The organism is Cytobacillus sp. NCCP-133 (assembly GCF_026011715.1).
Classification (GTDB): Bacteria; Bacillota; Bacilli; order Bacillales; family Cytobacillaceae; genus Cytobacillus.
Map to the genome: position 1 here is coordinate 15610 of NZ_BRVM01000015.1, position 20373 is coordinate 35982.

Sequence of the window (20373 nt, forward strand, 5' to 3'; positions counted from 1 at the left end):
ACGCAGACTAAGACGCCACTTCCTCCAAAAGAAGGTGCTTTTGGCCGTGAGATACTTTGCTTCCGCAGCTTTCCTTGTGGACCTAAAACAGTTTCGAAGTTCAAAGATATTTCTGATCCTATAAAGAAAGATGAGAGTACAATGACTAAAGATGCTCAACCCTTCATTCCATTTATATATAAACTGGCAGCAGGCTTCGTTATTTTTGCCGGCATGTTTGTGGCTGCTTGTGTGTTTGGTGCAGCGGATGTTACGGTCAGAGATGTTTGGCTGGCGCTTACTTCTAATGCTTCAGGAGAAAAAATTTCCATTATTCGCGAAATCCGTCTGCCCCGTGAAATGGCTGCCATTTTTGTCGGAGCTGCTCTTAGCGTTTCCGGGGCCATCATGCAAGGAATGACAAGAAACCCTCTTGCTGATCCGGGGCTGCTTGGATTAACGGCTGGTGCAAATGCCGCACTTGCATTAACTCTTGTTCTTATTCCTTCAGCAAATTACATAGGGATCCTTTTCGCCTGCTTTATCGGTGCCGCTGTCGGAGCTCTATTGGTTTTCGGCATTGGCGCCATGAAAAAAGGCGGTTTTTCTCCTATCCGGATTGTTTTGGCCGGAGCTGCGGTTTCTGCCTTCCTTTTTGCAATCGCAGAAGGTATCGGCATCTATTTTAAGATTTCAAAAGATGTCAGCATGTGGACTGCAGGCGGACTCGTCGGCACATCCTGGACCCAGCTGCAAGTAATTGTTCCAGTTATCTCAATTGGCATACTCGTTTCCCTTTTTATGTCCAAGCAGCTTACTATTTTAAGCTTAAATGAAGAAGTTGCTGTAGGCTTGGGCCAAAATACAACTCGAATTAAAACCATCCTGTTCATCCTAGTTACCCTGCTTGCAGGCGCTTCCGTTGCACTGGTCGGCAATATGGCGTTCATCGGATTAATGGTGCCTCATATTGTGCGTGCTATTGTCGGTACCGATTACCGTTTTATTCTTCCCATGTCCGCCCTTACAGGAGCTGCATTGATGCTTCTGGCCGACACACTCGGCAGAACCATCAATGCTCCTTACGAAACACCCGTAGCGGCTATTATTGCAGTAATAGGGCTTCCTTTCTTTCTGTTCATCGTACATAAAGGAGGTAAGGCATTCTCATGATCCAGCCAGAGTTAGTAAAAAAACAGCGGATTTTAATTGGAATTTTATCAGCGCTTATTATGATAACCATTGTTATTGGGATGGGGTTAGGCTATGCCTCCCTTTCATATGACCGCTTGATCCCGACGATCCTGGGACAGGGCACTTTTAAAGAAGAATTCGTGTTATTTTCGATTCGGCTGCCTCGGGTATTTATCACTGTACTCGCCGGCATGGCACTTGCATTGTCCGGTGCCATTTTACAAGGAATAACTCGCAATGATCTGGCGGACCCGGGCATCATTGGCATAAACTCCGGTGCCGGTGTTGCTATAGCCGTTTTCTTTCTGTTCTTCCCGATAGAAGCTGGCTCTTTCATCTACATGCTGCCGCTATGCGCATTTTTCGGCGCTCTCATTACAGCCATTCTGATCTATGCTTTTTCCTATAAAAAAAGTGAAGGGCTTCAGCCTGTAAAAATGGTGCTGGTTGGGGTCGGCTTTTCCATGGCACTTTCAGGTGTCATGCTTGTCCTAATCTCATCCGCTGAAAGAGAGAAAGTCGATTTCATTGCTAAATGGCTATCAGGGAATATCTGGGGGACGGATTGGCCATTCATCTGGGCACTCCTTCCTTGGCTTCTTCTGCTTATTCCATTTACTTTGTATAAAGCAAATCGTTTGAATCTCTTAAGCCTAAATGAGCCTGTCGCCATTGGAATAGGTGTATCGATTGAAAAAGAACGGATCATCCTTCTGCTTACCGCTGTTGCTTTGGCAGCTTCAGCTGTGTCTGTAACTGGCGGAATTGCCTTTATAGGCTTAATTGCGCCGCATATGGCTAAAGCACTTGTCGGACCGCGCAACCAGCTGTTTATTCCGATTGCTATTCTTTTGGGAGGATGGCTTCTATTATTCGCCGACACGCTTGGCCGAAACCTCGTAGATCCAGACGGACTTCCGGCTGGCATCATGGTCGCACTCATAGGGGCTCCTTATTTTATGTATTTATTATTGAAAAAATAATTTTTCCTTTATCAGTAAGGCTGCATTCCTGGATGCAGCCTTTTAACCTTGATTTCCTATTTAGCACTCCTTACCATAAAAGAGGACATTTACTTGACATTCTATCGCGACATTAAGGTTATCCTCACTATAAACAGGGAATGGAAGTAAGTGAATCATCCATAGGAAAGGACTTAATTTTCCATGGTTTATTTTTTAACATCCATCTTCATTTTCTTTATCCTTTACGGTATACTCCCCACTGTGATTATACGAAAGCTAAATTGGGGGATTGTAAAAGAAATAGCAGAGCCAAACGCTATTGCGTTAACCTTTGATGATGGTCCTGATCCCCGCTATACTGCCCGCCTTCTCGATGTCTTAAAGAAGCATCATGTTAAGGCAACCTTTTTTGTCGTCGGGGAAAAGGCAGCACAAGGGCAAGAGCTGCTAAAAAGAATGCATGCAGAAGGCCACGCAATCGGCATCCATCACTACCGGCACATTTCAAGCTGGATCTTGGGACCGGTCTCGTTAAAAAAACAGCTGATCCGGACGAAGCAAATGATTGAAAAAACGGTAAATGATGAGGTCATTCTTTACCGGCCTCCATGGGGGCATTTCAATTTATTTTCCCTTTGGATCGCCAGGAACTATGAAATCATTATGTGGGCTGGCATATTTAAGGATTGGAAGGTCAAGCATATTCGGGCGGATTTTTCGGAGGTTTTAGCGAAGGCATCCAAACCAGGGAGGATTTTTCTGCTTCATGACAGTGGTAAAACCTTGGGCGCTGACGCTAATGCTCCTGAGTATATGATCCGCCATTTGGATGATTATCTTCAGCAGGCAGCAGAAAAAGGGATATGCTTTGTTTCTTTAAAAACAGGAAATCGGGAGTAGTCTTGCGATGGGTACGGAAACACTTATTGAATTTATTTCTTCATACGGGTATTGGATCATTTTTTTATTTCTATTTTTCGGGATTGTCGGCATACCGGCTCCAGAGGAATCGCTGTTATTCCTGATTGGTGTATTAATCGGAAATCACAAGCTTGCCTTTGGGCTGTCTGCTTTCAGCGCTGAGATGGGTGCGTTGCTTGGCATGCTTACAGCTTATTGGATCGGCAAAAATGCCGGAAAGCCTTTCCTAAAAAAGTATGGTAAGTATATTGGCATAACGGAAGAACGATGGAAAAAGGCCGAGAAAAGCTACCTAAATGATCATCGGCTGATGATATTTGCCGGTTTCTATATGCCTGGCATACGCCAAATAAGCCCGTATTTTGCAGGCATTTCAAAAGTTCCATTTCATCGGTACTTCCTTTATTCCCTGGCGGGCTCTCTTTGCTGGGTGGTCCCCATAATCGGAGCCGGATATTTTGCAGGAGACCTCTTTCACATTAATCCTAAATACGCCCCCTTTCTTGGGGTGCTGTTATTAGTGATTTTCTTAATCTACATGCTTTTTAAATATGTAAAAAATAAAATAAAGTAAGGAAAGGAGGGCCAATATGAAAGTTCTGGTGCTTCCATTATTCCAATTTCCCACCGGGCATTTAAAAGTTGCCGAAACGATCGAGGAACATGTCCTGGAACAATATCCTGATGCGGACATTAAAATAGTCGATTTTTTAAGCTATTGCAGTGTAAAACTGGAGAAACTTGTGTCAGGAATTTATCTAAAAGGATTTCTCGGAGCCCCTTTTCTTTACAGGGCTTTATACTACACCATCATGTACAAGCAGCATCCATTTAAAATGCAGCCTGATTTGCAGGTGTTATCCTATTACTTTGAAAGAAAAATGCAGAAATTCCTTGAAACGGAAAAGCCAGATCTTATATTTTGCACCCATTCCTTTCCATCCGGAATCATTAGCTCATTAAAACAAAAAGGGGGTTACCAGCGCTTTACAGCGGTGAATGTATATACAGACTTTTTTATTAATGATATATGGGGCAAGCATGGGATTGACTACCATTTCGTTCCCCATCACGAAGCAATGCAAAAATTAATAAGCAAACATCATCTTTCTGGTGAAAGTATTTTTGTCACAGGTATTCCTGTAAGCACAACGTATCAGTTTCCCTCACCTTATGAAACAGAACGGATTCGCCATGTTCTGGTTGCCGGGGGAAACAGCGGCTTACTGGATTCATTCGATCTAATTAGTGCAATGCAAAAACTTCCTCATATTCAATTCAGGATTCTTTGCGGAAATAATGAAGAACTCTTCGGGGAACTTCGAAAGCTGCATTCCGAGCAAATAGTACCGATTGGTTATATCCATGATCCTGATGAATTGAACAAGCTATATGACGAAGCGGATGCCATCATGACCAAACCAGGCGGCGTTACCATAAGTGAAGCCCTTCAAAAAAGGCTGCCCATTCTGATTCACACTTCCCTTCCAGGGCAAGAGGAAATCAACTTGGATTTTCTGCTGGAAAAAAGGCTTGTGATCGTCATCAATAATGACCAAGTGATTAAACAGCTTAAGGATGAGGCAGCCATTCTGGCTTTAAGGACAAACATCGATGCCTATCTAAAAGAAATCACTTGTCCGCTTGAGACTGCCATACACGCCGCAATTAAAGGTACAGGCAGAAAAAATGCAGAGCCAGTTCATTCATTAAAAGCCATTCCTACCGTATATCATTAACAGCCTGGAGATTCCAGGCTGTTTTTTTTGCATACTTTTTCTCAGTGCCGGGCACCATAATAAATTTAGGTTATAGAAACTGCCTCCATTGTCCATACTTATGATGGAAAATGCATAGAAAGAGGAGTAAAGATGAAAAAGTATACGGTTATTTTATTAAGTGTTATTCTTCTCGCTGGCTGCTCCATGGTAAAAGACAGCGGGAAAAGCGAAAACAAATTAGAGGTTTCAATTCAGACGCCCCAATCAATCACCCCCCATGAGGAAGTAACTTTAAAAGCAATCGTTACACATGGAGACGAAAAAGTAATGGATGCTAATGATGTTGTTTTTGAAATATGGCAATCTGGGCGGAATGACCGGGAAATGCTCAAAGCTGAACACCAGGGCGATGGCATTTATTCAGTTAAAAAGAGCTTCCCTGAAAATGGACAATACTATGTTGTAGCCCACGTCACAGCAAGAAATATGCACCGGATGCCGACAAAGCAAGTCATTGCGGGTACACCTGAAAATACGGTTGTCTTTCAGGAGGAAGAACATCCACATAGCCATGTTTCGATTAACCTGAAAACAGATGGGGCTCTCAAACAAGATGGGAAAGCTAGAATAACGGCTGAAATCCTGAAGGAAGGCAAGCCTTTAACCAACGCAAATGTTAGCTTTGAAGTCTGGCAGGATGAACAGCAGCAATCTGAATATATAGAAGCCTCAGAAAGCATCCCGGGTGAATATCTTGCAAGCAAGTTCTTTTCAAAATCAGGTTCTTACAATATTAAAGTTCATGTAACTAAAGAAGAAATTCATGAACACCAACTCAGCCAATTAACAGTGAAATAACAAAAAAAGCTGGACTCTCCAGCTTTTTTTGTTCAATCAAACGTTTGATTGATTTCATCAAGCACGCCTTCGTCATTGAGGATCTCCTCAACAGATGGCCCATCTTGCAGATCATCACTATCCTCCCGGCATCCTACAGTAAAACGGGTATAGGAATACTCGTATCCATCTCCCATCGTTGAACCTGCTCCCCTTAATTTGATGCAGTGCTCCGGGATTTCTTCACGATTTCCCTTTTCACCAACATAATAATATAAGTCTTCAATCAAGCCTTCACTTTGCGGCAAACCGGTAACAGCATATCCCTTTTTGTTTATGCTAAAAACATCATACTCCCCTTCTGTTTCCGGTTCCGGGGCATACTCGAACTCATGCAAAATCATCACCTGTCCAATACATCCTTGAGGAATCAGGTACAGATCATTTGTCTTTGCCTCCACTTCGGCTTTTTGAAGAATCCAAAGCAGGGCCATCGGCAGCAAACCAGCCAATAGAATTGCCGCTGCATTTAAAGCAGCTATTTTCCCGGCTGGCATCACCCGGTCCCATTTTCGCAGCTCGTCCATCAGGAAGAAAAGCAACGCAGCAAGAAGAGCAAAGAAGGCGAACCCTTTAGTAAAAAAATAAGTGACTGCACCCAGCATCGTATGTATAAAAGCAGCTGCTGGAAGCCGCCAGCGGATGAACCTGTTTGTAAGAAATTCAGACAGCAACGAAACCGGAACACCGTAAATGACATTTCCAAATAGACAATAGAGGAATATCATGATCAAGACAAAAGAAAACATTTCCCCTTCTGTAAAGAGTAAAAGCAGCCAGAAGCCAAAAGTGAAGACGATGGATGAATAAAGTGCTGTTTTTAATTTGGATAATAGCATCAGCATCACCCCTTAAGAATTGTGAATTTCTTCACATATATTGTAACATGAAAAGGAGGTTATCCCTATAAACACTGTGGAAAAAACAGGCTAAATCATCCATTAAAGTAAGAAAAAGCTGCTCTTCAAAATTTATGCACCACTTTCACCGATATACGCACCACTTTTTCCATTTTTGACTCAATCTCGTTCACTTATGCGTAACTTTCCGATTTTATGCACCACTTCCCATTCCACCATCTGTTATATGTACTAAGATTAATCTTAATAATGAAAAAACCTGCTCCAGCAGGAAACAGGTCATTCACTTTTTCTCACTCCGATTAGAAACCCTTCATAGATTTGTTCCATTCTGTTTTTTCTTTCGGTTCCCCAATCGACATTCAAATGGGCCACCACTCCAAGATTTTCAGCAGGAAATGTTCCGCTCCTTGGGGTGGAATAGATATTATCCTTATCCATTTGGAATGGCTGCGGCTCCACACTGACATGTTTGTCCATGACCTTTGTAATCATGCCGCTCTCTTTATCAATCTCCACCGTCACCTGAAGCCTCACGTCTGCAGTTTCCGTTTTAAGATCCCGATACACCGTCTTAATCGGTACATCCCCTTCCGATTCTCCATACGTGAACATGATCTCACCCGTATCTTTATCCAGGATATCAACCACCGTAAATCCATCCTTTATTTTCCGGTCAACCACCACATCCGTTTTCTGATTTGGTATTTCAAAATACAGATCTTGCAATGCCACTTGGTGTAATCCCAATGAAGGGTCATCTAATTGATCTGTTTCCGGTATATCAACACCCGGCTGCTCGGAAGCATTTTGCGGACTCCCTTTCTCTTCTCCAAACATCTCCAGACCGACAATACCCAAAATGAATATAGCTGCAGCCGTTAAAACACTGGCCCACGATCTTTTCATTATCCTTCCCCACCTTTTTCGCCGGCTGTACTGAGCGGAAAACTGCCGAATCTCCTGATGCATTTCATCCTGAAGCTTGCGTGGCAAGAGCGGCTTTGGCATCGACTTTAATTCATCCAGAATTTTTTCATTGTCCCTGTGGTAAAAAGGGCGTCTAATCCATAAAACGCAGAAGGAGATCATGATGCTAAAAAAGTTTTCGCTGCCATACTTGGTGTTGGTGTTCTGCTCATATTCATTCTCTTTTTCCGGAATGGAATCATACTGGATTCAATCGGCATTCATCTGGAGAACCCTTTTTCAAAAAAGGTTGATATTCCCGCTGACTATTCTCGAGCTGACCGCAATCAAAACGGCATCGCCGATCCAATTGATGTAGTCATGGCCGCGAGAAAAGAAGTGGAGCAGCGCACGCCTTATAAAAGCGCCTATTATGCCGGGGGATACCCTCCTGATGAAGAAGGTGTTTGTAAAGATGTAATCTGGCGGGGATTTAACGGGGCATCAATTACAATCAAAGATCTTATCGACATGGATATTGCAGAAAACACGGACTTATATTAGCGCGTAAACGGCAAACCGGATCCGAACATCGATTTCAGGCGTGTCCCCAATCAAAATGTGTATTTCAGCCGGTACGCAAAAGCTTTAACCACGAAGCTTATTCCTTGAGACCCAAATAACCTTCAGCAATGGCAGCCCGGCGATATCGTTGTTTTCCTTTCTCCCAAGTTTGACCATGTCGCCATCATATCTGACAAACGGACAAAAGATGGCATTCCTTACGTCATCCATAACTCCACACCTTTTGCGGCCGAAGTGAAGCTATCTTCCTTTAACACACCCATTACGGCGCATTATAGATGGAATTTTCGAAAAAACACGCCTGCCCTGCCGCGAAGCAGAAGCAGGCGTGTTTATTGATAACCATCTGCCTGGTTTTCGAACCAATTTCCGTTTTTTTATCGTGCTGCTACCGTATTGCCTGCTGGCCACTCCTCACAGGTGTAAGCCATCTCCCAGAATCCAAGCTCCAGCTGGCAGCTTTTGCGATAGGCATCCTTCATTCGCTGCCTTTCTTCTGGAGATGCCGCATCCGCAAGCTCATCCAAACGATTCCTCATATTCATGGTAACTGTTTCAACCCTTAAATTTGCATAGAAAGAAATCCATGGGTAAAAAGGATGGTCCTCCTGCGGCTCATATTGCTTCATGAGCTCAAGCCCGATTTCCCAATAAGTCCAAGGGCAAGGCAATAGTGCAGCCAGAATTTCACCCATCCCGCCTGTATGGGCATGGTACATCATATGCTTCACATAATGGTCTGCCGTCGGAGAAAGCGGGAAGCCCTGAAGCGCTTCATATTCTACACCAATCTGCTGGCAGAAGTTATGATGAGGGTGGATTTCGCTGTTCAGTACAAATTCAATTTGCTGATTGAAATAAGCAATATCCTTCCGCTCAGGAGACTTGGAAATGGCGATTCCGTATATATGCATAAAAGCATTCAAATACTCATAATCGGCTTTAATATAATGGGCCAGCGCCTCTTTCGGCACATCCCCTCTCCCAATTCCCTGTACAAACGGATGCTGAAAAATAAGCTGAAATAAATCATCATTCTCTTTGCGTAGAATTTCTGTAAAAGTCATTAAAATATAGCCTCCTCATTATTCAGAAGCTGCCGGGGAAAAGCATGAGGAAAAAATGAGGTCCTCACCGCTTCCCTGCGCTGGCATTACCCAGATCAGGTTCCAAGGGACAAAGGAAAAACTCCTTATCTCAGCCGAAGCGCCCCTAGCAGTTTTCTTATTGTTTAATTTTTTTCTACCACTTCTATTAACTAGTTTCGGTGAAGTTGCTTCATACCTGCTTTATGAAACCGCTTTGTCCCGCTTATTTCTCTGAAGTTGCTTCATACTGCTCTCTGCCGCCGCTTCTTTTCTCCTTCGGCTTCAAACTCTCTGTTCCTCCGTTCAGCAACGCCGCCAACTAAAAACTCACATATTCTGCACTAAATTTTTTTCCTTTACTTTAGCGAGTACCATCCATCCAATAGCCGCACCGGCAAAGCTGCTGACAAGAAATGGCGGTATAAAGAAGAATGCGCCAGCTGCGCTTCCCATCAATATCTTTGCATACGGGACGGCAAACAGTGCTCCAATGATGCCAGTTCCCACTACTTCTCCAACTGCAGCCCAGATTTTCCGGCCGAATTTTAGATAAAGCACGCCTGCCAAAAAAGCGCCAATCATTCCGCCTGGAAAAGCAAGAAGCGTCCCAAAACCAAGCAGGTTTCGCAGCAATCCGATCATAAACGCCACTCCCACTGCCGGCAGCGGCCCAAGCGTTACTGCCGCCAATACATTCACCGCATGCTGGACGGGATAGGCTTTGGCCACACCTGCCGGAAACCATAATAAATGGGATCCCAGCGTTCCAATCGCCACAAATAATGCCATCGTCGTCAATAAACGGGTTTTATTCACCTTAACCTCCTTCCTCAAGGGCAGCCTGATCGCTTATCGTGGAGAAAAGTATGTACACAAGAAAAGCGCAAGGCGCCCGCCATCTAGGAACGCAGACTAAAACCGCCACTTCCTGTGGCAACGTCTGCATGACCCGCATCCTGCGGGCCTCAAGCATAAGACGAGCCGGCTGAAAGGTTGTTCTTTAACCTTTTGGACGGATTGTTAGAAATGTGTAGGCGACTGCCCAGGGACGACAAGCATAAGACGAGCCCTGTAAGAAGGTGTTCTTCCCTTCTGAAAGGGATTGGCTTATGTCTCGAGTCCCTAGGAGCCGAAACTAGACAAGCTTATGACCTCGAGCCGATGGCGCCTGGAGCTGGACAGTTATCGAAGTTCTTTCTTTCCTTCAAAAAAAGCCAGATCCGCGAAAGGACCTGGCTTGGTTTAAGTATAAATGATTCGACATACCGTCAAAGCCTACTTCCCTCCGCTGGCATTAACCAGATCAGGTCTATAAGAGTCGGAAAGCTATATCGCGCTTCCCTCTCAGCCCGCACATTCGGGGCACCCCTAGTAGTTTCATAGATATTTAATTTGATAAGCTGCCTCAAGCTTAACAAATTATTCCGGGACTGTCATCATTCTTTTTGCTTAGATGCTTTTATCAATACATCCGATTAAACGGTTTTCAATATCAGCCGCAATGCTTTTAACGGATTCGTCATTGACGAGTTCAATCATGCTTGTCGGCTTAGGCATGCCAATTTTCGTTTTGCCGGCATCCTCATAGACTACAATTTTACAAGGCAAGAAATAGCCAGCCATTTTGTTCTGTGTTAATACGCGATGTGCTTCAAATGGATTGCAAACTTCTAAAACACGGAAAGATTCATCATAGTCCAGCCCTTTCTCCTGCAGTTTTTCCTGGACATTAAACTGCCAAAGGACCCCGAATTTTTCTTCCTTCAGGCTTTCTTCAAGCGAAGAAATAGCTTCATCAATCGATTTTTCGGTTTCTACTGTGTATTCGAACATGATTGCAACTCCTTTTGTATCGGTATTTTGGTGGACGGCAAATCTTCAACTAGAATGTTAGCGTAACATCCGCATCGTTGGCAAATTCAAGGAATGTTACAGCTCCGCCAACTTCGATTCCATCTACAAAAGCTTCTTTTTCAAGTCCCATAACATCCATAGTCATTTGGCAGCCAATAAATTTAACGCCTAAATCCTGTGCCATTGCCACTAATTCAGGAATTGCAGGAACATTGGCTTTTGCAAAGCCCTCTGCAAAATGCTCTTTTCCTTCAGGCATTGGAAGCTGCTGGTATGCTTCCTTATGAATTAAGTTTAACCCTTCGAAAGTGAAGAAAATCGCTACTTCTGCATCTGTTGCCGCCGCCGCAGTCGCAATGTTGTACACCTTGTATGCATCAAATAATCCGCCGTTGCTTGCAATAATTGCTACTTTTTTACTCATCGTAATTCCTCCTGAAATTTTTATTTTTGGGGACATTTTAAGACTCTAGGTAAGCTCTTTATATTTTTACCCCTATAGGTATGCTATTAAACATAGATTCTTCTGTCAACAAAAAAACTCCCTTTCTCCAGGGAGCTTTTCTCTCAATCTATCTTATGAGCTGCAGGCAAGCCATTTCCTTCAAGCTGCTGACCCCGGCCAAAGAGAGGGAGACCTTTGTTTCTTCTATAAAATTGGCAAGCACCTTTTCTACGCCAGCCTGCCCGCCAATGGCCAATCCATATACATATGGCCTTCCCAGGCAAACCGCATCCGCTCCAAGCGCCAGCGCTTTAACCACATCTGACCCGCGGCGAATCCCGCTGTCAAAGAGAACCGGAATCCGTCCATTTACTTCTTTCGCAATTGGTCCAAGTGCATCAATCGCAGGCATCACACCATCCAGCTGCCTCCCCCCATGATTGGAAACAATGATTCCATCTATTCCTTTCTCAACCGCAAGCTTCGCATCTTCCGGATGGAGGATGCCTTTTATTAGAACCGGCAAATTTGTTATCTCTTTTAATCTGGCAACATGCTCCCAGCTTAAAGTTGGATGATGGATATTATCGAGGATCCCCTGGACCACATCGCCATCTTTAAGAGAGGCCATAAATACCGGATCAGTTTCATAGTTTGCCTTTCCATAGCCCAGCTTTAAGGGAGAAAAATTGTTCCTGAGATCCGCTTCTCTCCATCCCATCATGACTGTATCGACCGTTAAAACGATCGCTTCATACCCGGCTTCCTCCGCACGGCGCGCCATATTAAAAGCCGTCTCTTCGTGATTGGACCAATATAGCTGAAACCATTTCGGACTGCTGCCCGTTGCTGCGGCTATCTCTTCAATCGAGTGGCTTGAAACCGTGCTCTGAATAAAAGGAACCTGATAAGCAGCCGCCGCTTTGGCCGACGCAAGCTCCCCCTCTTCATGTTCAAGCCGCTGCATTCCAATTGGCGCCAGAAAAATGGGATAAGGATATGTCTTTCCAAATAGCGTCACACTTGTATCCGGTACCGAAACATCCCTCAGCATTCTTGGTACAATCGAATATTTCGCGAATGATTCCGTGTTTTTTCTCAGGGTTTCTTCCCCGCCCGCACCTGATTGGACATACCCAAATCCCCCAGCGGCCATCTTCTTCTCTGCTTCCTTCTCCAGCTCTGTGTAGGAGATCGGGAAATTCTCTGCGAAGCTAATATTCTCTACCTTTGCCATTTTTCCAGTCCTGCCTCTCGCTTAAAATTAGAATTTATTGAAAATAATATCATTTTTTTGGATTTATTGAAACCACGTTGGCGTTTCGCGATTATATTCTGGATATCGCGGATACCCGGTCTCCACAAACCTTAACAGCAAACGATTTTCTTCAAAAAGCAGGGATTTCATCGAAAATTCGTGAATAAGTCAACATACCTTAACCATATTGGAGTGTACATAATGCTAATCAAACAGCCTTTTGATGAATTTTTAAGTTTTCATTATGAAAGAGTCGATGAAACCCAGATGAAAGTGACTTTGCCAATCCAGCCGCTTTTCATCAATAGCGCCGGACTTGTCCATGGCGGGATTATTTCCACGCTGGCGGATGTCGCGATGGGGAATATTTTTAGACCGGATGAAAACAATATGCAAACCGTCGTAACTGCAGATTTAAAGGTTAGCTTTTTAAGGGGCGCCACCGGTGAGTATCTTATTGCCGATGCCCATCTGGTAAAAAGAGGCCGGACACTGAACCACACAGATTGCCTGATCTACAATAACGAGAATCAGCTGGTTGCCAAAGCATCCGGCATTTTCGCTTCTATCTGATTAAAACTAAATCCCCTTTTCTGGAAATCCACCGCATATCCTATCGCGTGCAGGGTATAGATACGTAAACAACGATAGGGAGGAATTTCAGCATGGAGCATGTGAAAGCAATCTTGATTAAATTTATAATGATCACGGCCGTTTTGGGAATAGTCTTAACCGGTTTCTTTGATATTGGATTCACCGAAACGCTGATCATTAGCTTTGTTCTGACGATTGCAGCTTATGTACTCGGCGACATGATGATATTTCGAATGGCTGGTGATGAGACCGAGCATACAAAAAGGAATGCCATTGCCACAGTATCAGATATCGGCCTGAGCTTTTTCGTCATCTGGCTTTTAGAGGAAATGCTTGTGGCCGGAAAAGACAATCTTGCATTGGCAGCCTTTGTTTCCGCCCTTGTCATTGGTGCAGGAGAATGGTTCTTCCACGGATACCTGGACAACCGGGTTTTTCATAATAATGATGCTCATGATTAAAAAAAGACTCCTCATTCTGTGCTGAACCCTAAAAGTTAGACCAAAATATTTAAGCAGCTAGTTGACTGGTATGAAGACGGTATTCCACCGGGCTCATGCCAGTCAATTTTGCTTTTATCCGTTCATTGTTATAGTAAAAAATATAATCAGTTACTGCTTGCTTAAGCTCTTCAAATGATTTATAAACTTTACCGTAATACATTTCCTGTTTCATTATCCCGAAGAAATTCTCCATAGGTGAATTATCCAGACAGTTTCCTTTTCGGGACATACTTTGAAAGATACCATTATCTTTTAGTTTCTTTACATATCTTTTCATTTGATAACCCCAGCCTTGATCAGAGTGTATAGTAGTTCGATAGGGGCAATCTTTTGTTATTTCAATTGCTTCGTCTAAAGCATCCATGATTGCTTGAGCGTTCGGCCGTTCTGAGAATCGAAAAGATAGAATTTCACCATTAAACATATCTAGAAACGGATCTAAATAAGCCTTCTTAATGATTAACTTCCCATTAGAATCGGTCGTGTAGTATTTGAATTCAGATGTATCAGTCGTTAATTTTTGATGTGGTATGCTTGTATGGAATCTACGGTTTACAAGGTTTTTCGAAATCTTGCCTACGGTTCCTTTATACGTGCTGTATTTACGAGAGTTACGTGTGAATGATATACAAATAATACCAAGTTTATTGGTAATCCGTAGGATTTTTTTGTGATTTACGATATACCTTTCTTACGCAATTCCATATCAATTCGTCGATAGCCATAATTTCCATTATGTCTGTCTACAATTTCTTGGATAATCTTTTCAATCTCTTCATCCGGATTGGATTCATTAAATCGTTTTTGCCAATACATATAAGTTGCCTTTGGAAAACCTGTAGCTTCAAGAATAACTGCTAATTTGAATTCTTTTCTGAGTTCGTGGATGATCCTGGATTCTGTTTTAGCAGTCGGTTCGGAATATTTATCCCTGAAGCTCGGAGCTTTTTTAAATAGGCATTCTCCGCACGAAGTAATTCTATTTCTTTTAATAGTTGGTCTTCCTTCGTCATTTTCTTTTCATTTTTCTTCTTCTTCGGCTTGTTCGACATTAACGGACGCCCCTTTGATTTAGAGAGCCCTTCAATACCATCATTTTGCCATTTTGTCAACCAATTATGAATCATAGGCGGATCAGTAATGCCAAATTTTCTAGCAACTTCTTCAAGGGAATCTCCTGTTCTTTCCTTATAGTTTAAGACATCTAATTTAAATTGAACAAGAAAATTCGTATTTGATTTTTTAGTAGTCAAGCCCTGTTTCCCAAACTGCAGGAACGCACTGACCCATTTTCTTATATTGGTTTTACTTCGGATTCCAAATCTGTTAGCCAAGGAAGCATATCCACCTTCACCAGCTAAATAAGCGTTAACCACACTCTGCTTAAATCCTTCATCATATTTGACCACACAAAACACCCCAAAAGTTAGAATTAGTTCGTCTAACTTTTGGGGTGCACATCATTCTGGAGTCTTTTTTGCAGGGTTCTTAATACTCAATCTCATCATAATCCTTAGGCTGCGGAATCGGCTGACTGCCATCATGCTTGCCAAATTCATTGATGAGCTGCTGCTCTTCTGTAAGTGAATTTTGAGGCTTTTCTCTATTTTCATCCTGCCTTTTCAACGTTATGACCCCTTTCAAGTGTTCTAAAAATTAATATGCTCACTTTTCAAGGAATTAATCATTCAAGCTTATTAGCACCAATAAGGCTTGATTTGACCGCGAATCTCTCCGTCTGGGTTTTGGGCTGTATGCACGTTAACATATGTGTCCCCATCACTCATCAGGTCTATAAGAACGGATAGAGGTTTTCCTTCTAAAGGACCCACTAAATCCCTGGCTGTAATGATCCCTTCTACAACACCCTTATTTACACTAATGTCAGGATCGATTAAGCCGAAAAGGAAAACGACAACTGGGCCATTTACACCCCTTCTTCCTAAGTGAATATGAGCTTGAGTAAAGTTGGAAAGATCATTAACTGTCAAACGGTAGCCCATTTTCCTCTTATCCTTGCTTACTTTAAATTTTGCCGTGCCAAAAGCATCGGTACGAACTGGCGGAACTTCTTCACTGCCTTTTAACCTGGCAAAAAAAAGTTCATTTCTGTCCATTATTATTCCTCCTGTTCATTACACAATTTAATGATATATTTTATGCCTTGGGGCAAAAGAATGATTGTACAAACACCGAGATAAAGCGCTAAATTGGCGGTATGCTTATGGAAAGAAGGATTTTTTCCCTCTTTCCGCTAAATAGTTATATAGCTAAATTCCAAAGGAGGATAAACATGTCCAACTATATTTCTCATATTGCAACAGTCGAGATTCCGGTATCCAAGCTGGATCGATCGGTTAATTTTTATGTAGATGTTCTTGGTGTTGAAGTAGAGTTCAAAGGTGAGAAAAACGCCATGCTAAGCTTTCAATCAAAGGGTGTGCCTACGATATTCCTGGTTGAAACCGCAGCAGAAGGGAAATCTCTTTCATTCGCCAACTCGAATGATGGTGTCGAGCATAGTGTGATTGATTTTTATACACCTTCTTTAAGAGAGCTCCACCAATGGCTGCAGGAGAAGAACGTGGAAGTTGGGCCACTCAACCTCAACCAGGAGCACGGCCTTGGCGGATTCGGCTTCAAAGATCCGGATGGCAACCTGCTCAGCGCCTGCATATGCTGCATAAAGGGCAATAAACCTGCTCATTAACGAGCGGTTTTTATATGCCAAAATAAGACCAGCGCCCTACTGCAAATTACGGCGGAGGCTGATATGGACATCCCTTTTCCCTTGCTACACTTATAAAGTGTTTCAAAAAGGAGGGAAAAAGGTTGAAAAAATTAAGCACAAAAGCGGCCAGGTGGCTGAAAATCCTTCATATCATTCTCGTTTCATTATTTTTCGGGGGGATCATGAGCTCGCTCACATTAAACTTCTCCATGGAAATGGCCGCCTATGGTCAAACTCTGGAAATGTACAAAAATGTGGTGACAATTAGTGATTATGTCGTTCGGATTGGTGCAATCGGTACGTTATTAGTTGGCTTTATTTATGGATTTTTTACAAACTGGGGATTTTTCAATCACAGATGGGTTACCGTCAAATGGATTTTATTTATCATCCAAACCGTGGTCGGCATTATTATCGTCGATGAACTAATGATGGAAAATATGACTCTTCTTGAAGCGGAAGGCAGCAAGGCATTATCGAATCCTGTTTTTATTGATAATCATATAACCCGCCAATATGCCGTATACTTTCAAATCGCTGTTACCCTCTTCATCTTTGGTATTTCCGTATTAAGGCCCTGGAAAAAGAAAAAGCAAAAATAAAAATGGCAGTGATTCACTGCCATTTTTCTATTGTGCGGCATTAAGAAATTCCTTCAGCCTCTCCTGATATTCCTGCTCTGCCACCGTATATCCGTCTGTATGCCCTGCACCCGGCACGATCCACAGCTCTTTTTCGCCGCCGGCTTTTTCAAAAATCTCATAGGCCATATCAGTTGGCACCAGATCATCCTGATCACCATGAATGATGAACAGAGGAAGCTCATTTTGCTTCACCTGTTCGATAGCGGACGCTTCATTGAAAGAGTATCCGGCCCTGATTTTTGTAAAGACACTTGTAACCTGCATCAAAGGGAAGGATGGAAGATGGTAAATATGCTTCAGCTGGTGGGCCAGTTCTTCATGGACCGTCGTATAGCCGCTATCCGCAATAATCCCCTTCACTTCAGGCGGAAGATCTTCTCCGCTTGCCATCAATACGGTCGCAGCTCCCATTGAGAATCCATGCAGGAAAATCCTGTCTGCACCATTTTCCTCCTTCAATAAATCAATCCATCCAAGATAGTCCTTACGTTCATGCCAGCCATATCCAATATAATCGCCTTCGCTTTCCCCGTGCCCTCTGGCATCAGGCTTCAGCACATCATATCCCAGTTCGTAATAAAACTTGGTAATGCCCGGCATCTGCTCACTATTCCCCTTATAGCCATGAGCCAGAATCACGGCTTTTCCGCTCGAATCCGGATTATCTAAAAAGCGAGCTTTCAGTATCAAGCCATCATTTGAGGTGATCTCAAGCTGGTCAAAGGTTTGTTCCTCTGTCCACTTCATAACCTCCTCCAGCTTCGCCTGTGTCTCCTCCTCCAACGCAGCGCTGACAGCCTGCGCATTCCCGCTATATAAATCAACTGGATCATGGCTCCGGTTGATGGCCACATTGTAAAAATAACTCCCTGCACTAAGCAATGCAGCCGATAATAAAATCAGCACACTGCCGGCTATCAAAATGACTCTCTTTTTCATCTATGAATCTCCTTTTTCAAATCCCTATTAACCCATGTCAGCCAAGGCTCTGCAGGCATTTAATCAAACGTTTGATTGAATGATTTATAGCTTTTCCCCTGCTCTCTACATCATATTTATTATATATTTATAATAACAGAGAATGATATCCATATTTCGAAAAACGAAAGGAATTCCAATGATAAAATTAGAACCTTTTACCGAGAAAGATTTTGATTTGCTCTTAAGCTGGATAACAACAACAGAACTCATGGTTCAATGGAGAATTGCCCATTTCAAGTTTCCTGTTGATCATGGGCAGCTAGCAAAGTATATCAGCTCGGCCAATCAAAGTAACAGCACGGAATACATTTATAAAGTAATCGAAACAGAAACAGAAGCCACAGTCGGCCATATCTCCCTTGGCCGCATTGATTGGACAAACGAAACCGGCAGGATCGGGAAGGTTTTCGTCACCCCTGCCGCTCGCGGAAAAGGCTATGCATCCGAAATGATCCGGCAGATACTGGCCATCGCTTTCAATGAGTTAAAATTAAATAGAGTCAGCCTTGGGGTGTTTGATTTTAATAGAGGGGCAATAAAAGTCTACGAGAAAGCAGGCTTCCAAAAAGAAGGACTTCTCAGGCAAACAAATAAGGTGAAGGGTGAATATTGGAACCTGATTGAAATGGGCATCCTCCGTTCCGAATGGCATGAGCAGACTGGGCCCGGCAAGATTCAATCAAACGTTTGATTGAAAAAAGAGCTCTGCCAGCTGAATGGCAGAGCTCCTGAAAATCTATTTATCATTTTTTATCGTCGGATTCCTTGGAATCCTGTCTCTGTTCTGCTTTATATGCCTCTTTAAACTCACTGCTATAGTTCACTTCCTGTGTGTCGGTTAAACCATTGCTTTGTTCAGTATTGAAGCCTTTATACGGTACATTTTTGTCCTTCATATAAATTCTCCTTTCTGATGGTGTCTATATTTTGTTTACCCTGCTCAGAAAGGAAAAAACATACGCGATTTGTCGTACTTGAATGCCATTTTACTTTCCCAATAAAAAACAAGGTAGAGAGGCCTCCGCCTTGCCTTTTATTAGCTTGCTTTTTCCTCAATAGGTGCTTCCTGCTTTTCCTTTGATAAAAACCAGCCAGCCAATGCAATCCCAATTAAGACTGCATAGAAAGTAATCTTCCACTCAGAAGACTTGGCAAATCCTTCAGGCAGAATCGCAAGCGCCGGATGGGACATCGTGTAGACAGCTAATTTAACGCCAACCCATCCGACAATACCAAAAGCTGCTATCTCAAGGCCAGGTCTCCTGTGAAGCAGATCCACAAAGAGATTTGCTGCGAAACGCATAATGATTAATCCGATCATACCGCCGGCAAAGATGACAAAGAATTTCCCGCCGTCAAGTCCGCCTACATGGCCCAATCCTGAATCTGGAAGAGCCACAGCCAGTGCTACTGCTGCCAGAATTGAGTCTACTGCGAACGCAATATCAGCGAGCTCTACTTTAAAAACTGTCATCCAAAAGCCTGACTTTTTCTTTTCTTTCGTCACCCCAGCCTCTTCCTCGCCTTTTCTCACCAGGAACTTTCGTAATATGTGGTTAGCCGCGATGAACAGAAGGTAGAGCGCTCCAATGGCCTGAACCTGCCAAACATCTACTAAAAACGAAATCGCAAATAGGGATCCGAAGCGAAAAATAAATGCTCCTGTCAATCCATAAAACAAAGCCTTCTTCCTTTGCTCTTCCGGAAGATGCTTAACCATAATCGCTAAAACAAGCGCATTATCTGCTGCAAGCAATCCTTCCAGTGCAATCAGCAGCAATAATACCCATCCATACTCCAACAAAAGCGATAATTCCATCCAAATATCCTCCCTTAATTAGCTTTTACGTATTTTTCATCCAGGCGTTTTTCCATTTTCATAAGCTCTTCTCGATCTCTAAGGAGCTCTTCTTTGTTTTTCTGAATTAGTTCAGCGAAAGACATTTTAGGCTTCTTCAATTCTCAGCCTCCTTTTCTTAAATTTTTTAAGTATTAATAGCTTCACGCTGTTTCCTTGCAGTTATGTCAGTTGAGGAATTGTATTGCCAAGCTTTATAAGGCAATAAAAAAACCTCTACCAGCAAGCGGTAAAGGTTTTTAAAAACAAAAAGACCTTTACCCGAAACAGGCAAAGGTCTTGCTAACAACGGTAAGGTTGCCAACAAAGCCGGGAGCTCTTAACTCCGAAATGACGACTCTGCTGTAAAAGCTACTCCCCTTTAGGAGAAACTATTCAACTATTAT

At 43.0% G+C, this 20373-nt stretch carries 25 protein-coding genes, 2 pseudogenes and 2 riboswitches; of the genes and pseudogenes, 12 read left to right on the top strand and 15 right to left on the bottom strand.

The features are described 5' to 3' along the window. Positions 1–141 precede the first annotated feature (141 nt). From NCCP133_RS16020 to NCCP133_RS16045, 6 genes are all read left to right on the top strand, one after another. Positions 142–1152, top strand: a complete 1011-nt coding sequence (locus tag NCCP133_RS16020; RefSeq protein WP_264806074.1) for a FecCD family ABC transporter permease — start codon at positions 142–144, stop codon at positions 1150–1152. Then, on the top strand, positions 1149–2156 hold the full coding sequence (locus tag NCCP133_RS16025; protein ID WP_264806076.1) for a FecCD family ABC transporter permease: 1008 nt from the start codon (positions 1149–1151) through the stop codon (positions 2154–2156). Before NCCP133_RS16020 ends, NCCP133_RS16025 begins: the two co-directional genes overlap by 4 nt. A gap of 183 nt (positions 2157–2339) precedes the next feature. Continuing rightward, on the top strand, positions 2340–3038 hold the full coding sequence (locus NCCP133_RS16030; protein ID WP_264806077.1) for a polysaccharide deacetylase family protein: 699 nt from the start codon (positions 2340–2342) through the stop codon (positions 3036–3038). 7 nt (positions 3039–3045) lie between these two features. Continuing rightward, positions 3046–3633, top strand: a complete 588-nt coding sequence (locus NCCP133_RS16035; RefSeq protein ID WP_264806078.1) for a DedA family protein — start codon at positions 3046–3048, stop codon at positions 3631–3633. A 16-nt stretch (positions 3634–3649) separates the two neighbouring features. Further along, entirely contained in the window at positions 3650–4798 is a 1149-nt protein-coding gene (locus tag NCCP133_RS16040; RefSeq protein ID WP_264806079.1) for an MGDG synthase family glycosyltransferase, read from the top strand. Between the two features lie 132 nt (positions 4799–4930). Further along, entirely contained in the window at positions 4931–5638 is a 708-nt protein-coding gene (locus tag NCCP133_RS16045) for a FixH family protein (RefSeq protein ID WP_264806080.1), read from the top strand. A gap of 32 nt (positions 5639–5670) precedes the next feature. Here the strand turns inward: NCCP133_RS16045 and NCCP133_RS16050 are convergent, their stop codons facing one another. Next, positions 5671–6516, bottom strand: a complete 846-nt coding sequence (locus NCCP133_RS16050) for a DUF6843 domain-containing protein (RefSeq protein WP_264806081.1) — start codon at positions 6514–6516, stop codon at positions 5671–5673. Positions 6517–6816: 300 nt separating this feature from the next. Then, on the bottom strand, positions 6817–7446 hold the full coding sequence (locus tag NCCP133_RS16055) for a hypothetical protein (RefSeq protein WP_264806082.1): 630 nt from the start codon (positions 7444–7446) through the stop codon (positions 6817–6819). A gap of 381 nt (positions 7447–7827) precedes the next feature. On the opposite strand from NCCP133_RS16055, the pseudogene NCCP133_RS16060 reads away from it, so the two are divergent. Next, positions 7828–8370, top strand: a pseudogene (locus NCCP133_RS16060) (DUF1287 domain-containing protein). Between the two features lie 38 nt (positions 8371–8408). Here NCCP133_RS16060 and tenA read toward each other — a convergent pair. The 5 genes from tenA to NCCP133_RS16085 all read right to left on the bottom strand — a co-directional run bounded on the left by tenA (position 8409) and on the right by NCCP133_RS16085 (position 12655). Beyond that, complete coding sequence (gene tenA / locus NCCP133_RS16065; protein WP_264806083.1) at positions 8409–9098, bottom strand: thiaminase II; 690 nt, start codon at positions 9096–9098, stop codon at positions 8409–8411. A gap of 55 nt (positions 9099–9153) precedes the next feature. Continuing rightward, positions 9154–9255: riboswitch (TPP riboswitch) on the bottom strand. 191 nt (positions 9256–9446) lie between these two features. After that, a complete protein-coding gene (gene thiW, locus NCCP133_RS16070) occupies positions 9447–9935 on the bottom strand; it encodes an energy coupling factor transporter S component ThiW (protein ID WP_264806084.1) in 489 nt (162 codons plus the stop codon). Between the two features lie 447 nt (positions 9936–10382). After that, positions 10383–10499: riboswitch (TPP riboswitch) on the bottom strand. 69 nt (positions 10500–10568) lie between these two features. Further along, positions 10569–10952, bottom strand: coding sequence for a DUF302 domain-containing protein (locus tag NCCP133_RS16075; protein WP_264806085.1), 384 nt, complete (start codon positions 10950–10952; stop codon positions 10569–10571). Between the two features lie 49 nt (positions 10953–11001). Further along, entirely contained in the window at positions 11002–11397 is a 396-nt protein-coding gene (locus NCCP133_RS16080; protein WP_264806086.1) for a DsrE/DsrF/DrsH-like family protein, read from the bottom strand. A gap of 148 nt (positions 11398–11545) precedes the next feature. After that, positions 11546–12655 carry an alpha-hydroxy-acid oxidizing protein gene (locus NCCP133_RS16085; protein WP_264806087.1) on the bottom strand — a complete coding sequence of 370 codons (1110 nt, stop codon included), beginning with the start codon at positions 12653–12655 and terminating at the stop codon, positions 11546–11548. 222 nt (positions 12656–12877) lie between these two features. Between NCCP133_RS16085 and NCCP133_RS16090 the strand changes: the two genes are divergently transcribed. Then, the gene (locus NCCP133_RS16090; RefSeq protein WP_264806088.1) at positions 12878–13249 is read left to right on the top strand and encodes a PaaI family thioesterase; all 372 of its coding nucleotides are present in this window, start codon (positions 12878–12880) and stop codon (positions 13247–13249) included. A gap of 92 nt (positions 13250–13341) precedes the next feature. Further along, on the top strand, positions 13342–13731 hold the full coding sequence (locus tag NCCP133_RS16095) for a YndM family protein (RefSeq protein ID WP_264806089.1): 390 nt from the start codon (positions 13342–13344) through the stop codon (positions 13729–13731). Between the two features lie 49 nt (positions 13732–13780). Here the strand turns inward: NCCP133_RS16095 and NCCP133_RS16100 are convergent. The 3 genes and pseudogenes from NCCP133_RS16100 to NCCP133_RS16110 all read right to left on the bottom strand — a co-directional run bounded on the left by NCCP133_RS16100 (position 13781) and on the right by NCCP133_RS16110 (position 15890). After that, positions 13781–15182, bottom strand: a pseudogene (locus NCCP133_RS16100) (IS3 family transposase). Positions 15183–15261: 79 nt separating this feature from the next. Further along, entirely contained in the window at positions 15262–15399 is a 138-nt protein-coding gene (locus tag NCCP133_RS16105; RefSeq protein WP_264806090.1) for a hypothetical protein, read from the bottom strand. A 71-nt stretch (positions 15400–15470) separates the two neighbouring features. Continuing rightward, on the bottom strand, positions 15471–15890 hold the full coding sequence (locus NCCP133_RS16110; protein WP_264806092.1) for a CHRD domain-containing protein: 420 nt from the start codon (positions 15888–15890) through the stop codon (positions 15471–15473). A 176-nt stretch (positions 15891–16066) separates the two neighbouring features. Here NCCP133_RS16110 and NCCP133_RS16115 point away from each other — a divergent pair, with 176 nt between their 5' ends. Both NCCP133_RS16115 and NCCP133_RS16120 read left to right on the top strand, forming a co-directional pair. Next, complete coding sequence (locus tag NCCP133_RS16115) at positions 16067–16483, top strand: VOC family protein (protein ID WP_264806094.1); 417 nt, start codon at positions 16067–16069, stop codon at positions 16481–16483. 122 nt (positions 16484–16605) lie between these two features. Further along, positions 16606–17106, top strand: coding sequence for a DUF2269 family protein (locus NCCP133_RS16120; protein WP_264806095.1), 501 nt, complete (start codon positions 16606–16608; stop codon positions 17104–17106). Positions 17107–17133: 27 nt separating this feature from the next. Here the strand turns inward: NCCP133_RS16120 and NCCP133_RS16125 are convergent, their stop codons facing one another. Next, complete coding sequence (locus NCCP133_RS16125; RefSeq protein WP_264806096.1) at positions 17134–18087, bottom strand: alpha/beta hydrolase; 954 nt, start codon at positions 18085–18087, stop codon at positions 17134–17136. 178 nt (positions 18088–18265) lie between these two features. On the opposite strand from NCCP133_RS16125, the gene NCCP133_RS16130 reads away from it, so the two are divergent. Next, positions 18266–18820, top strand: coding sequence for a GNAT family N-acetyltransferase (locus NCCP133_RS16130; protein WP_264806098.1), 555 nt, complete (start codon positions 18266–18268; stop codon positions 18818–18820). A gap of 52 nt (positions 18821–18872) precedes the next feature. Here NCCP133_RS16130 and NCCP133_RS16135 read toward each other — a convergent pair whose 3' ends face one another. From NCCP133_RS16135 to NCCP133_RS16150, 4 genes are all read right to left on the bottom strand, one after another. After that, positions 18873–19025 carry a YfhE family protein gene (locus NCCP133_RS16135; RefSeq protein WP_264806099.1) on the bottom strand — a complete coding sequence of 51 codons (153 nt, stop codon included), beginning with the start codon at positions 19023–19025 and terminating at the stop codon, positions 18873–18875. Between the two features lie 140 nt (positions 19026–19165). Next, a complete protein-coding gene (locus tag NCCP133_RS16140; protein WP_264806100.1) occupies positions 19166–19948 on the bottom strand; it encodes a TerC family protein in 783 nt (260 codons plus the stop codon). A 14-nt stretch (positions 19949–19962) separates the two neighbouring features. Continuing rightward, entirely contained in the window at positions 19963–20088 is a 126-nt protein-coding gene (locus NCCP133_RS16145) for an FbpB family small basic protein (RefSeq protein ID WP_264806101.1), read from the bottom strand. Between the two features lie 26 nt (positions 20089–20114). Beyond that, positions 20115–20294, bottom strand: a complete 180-nt coding sequence (locus NCCP133_RS16150; protein WP_264806102.1) for a hypothetical protein — start codon at positions 20292–20294, stop codon at positions 20115–20117. Between the last annotated feature and the right edge of the window lie 79 nt (positions 20295–20373).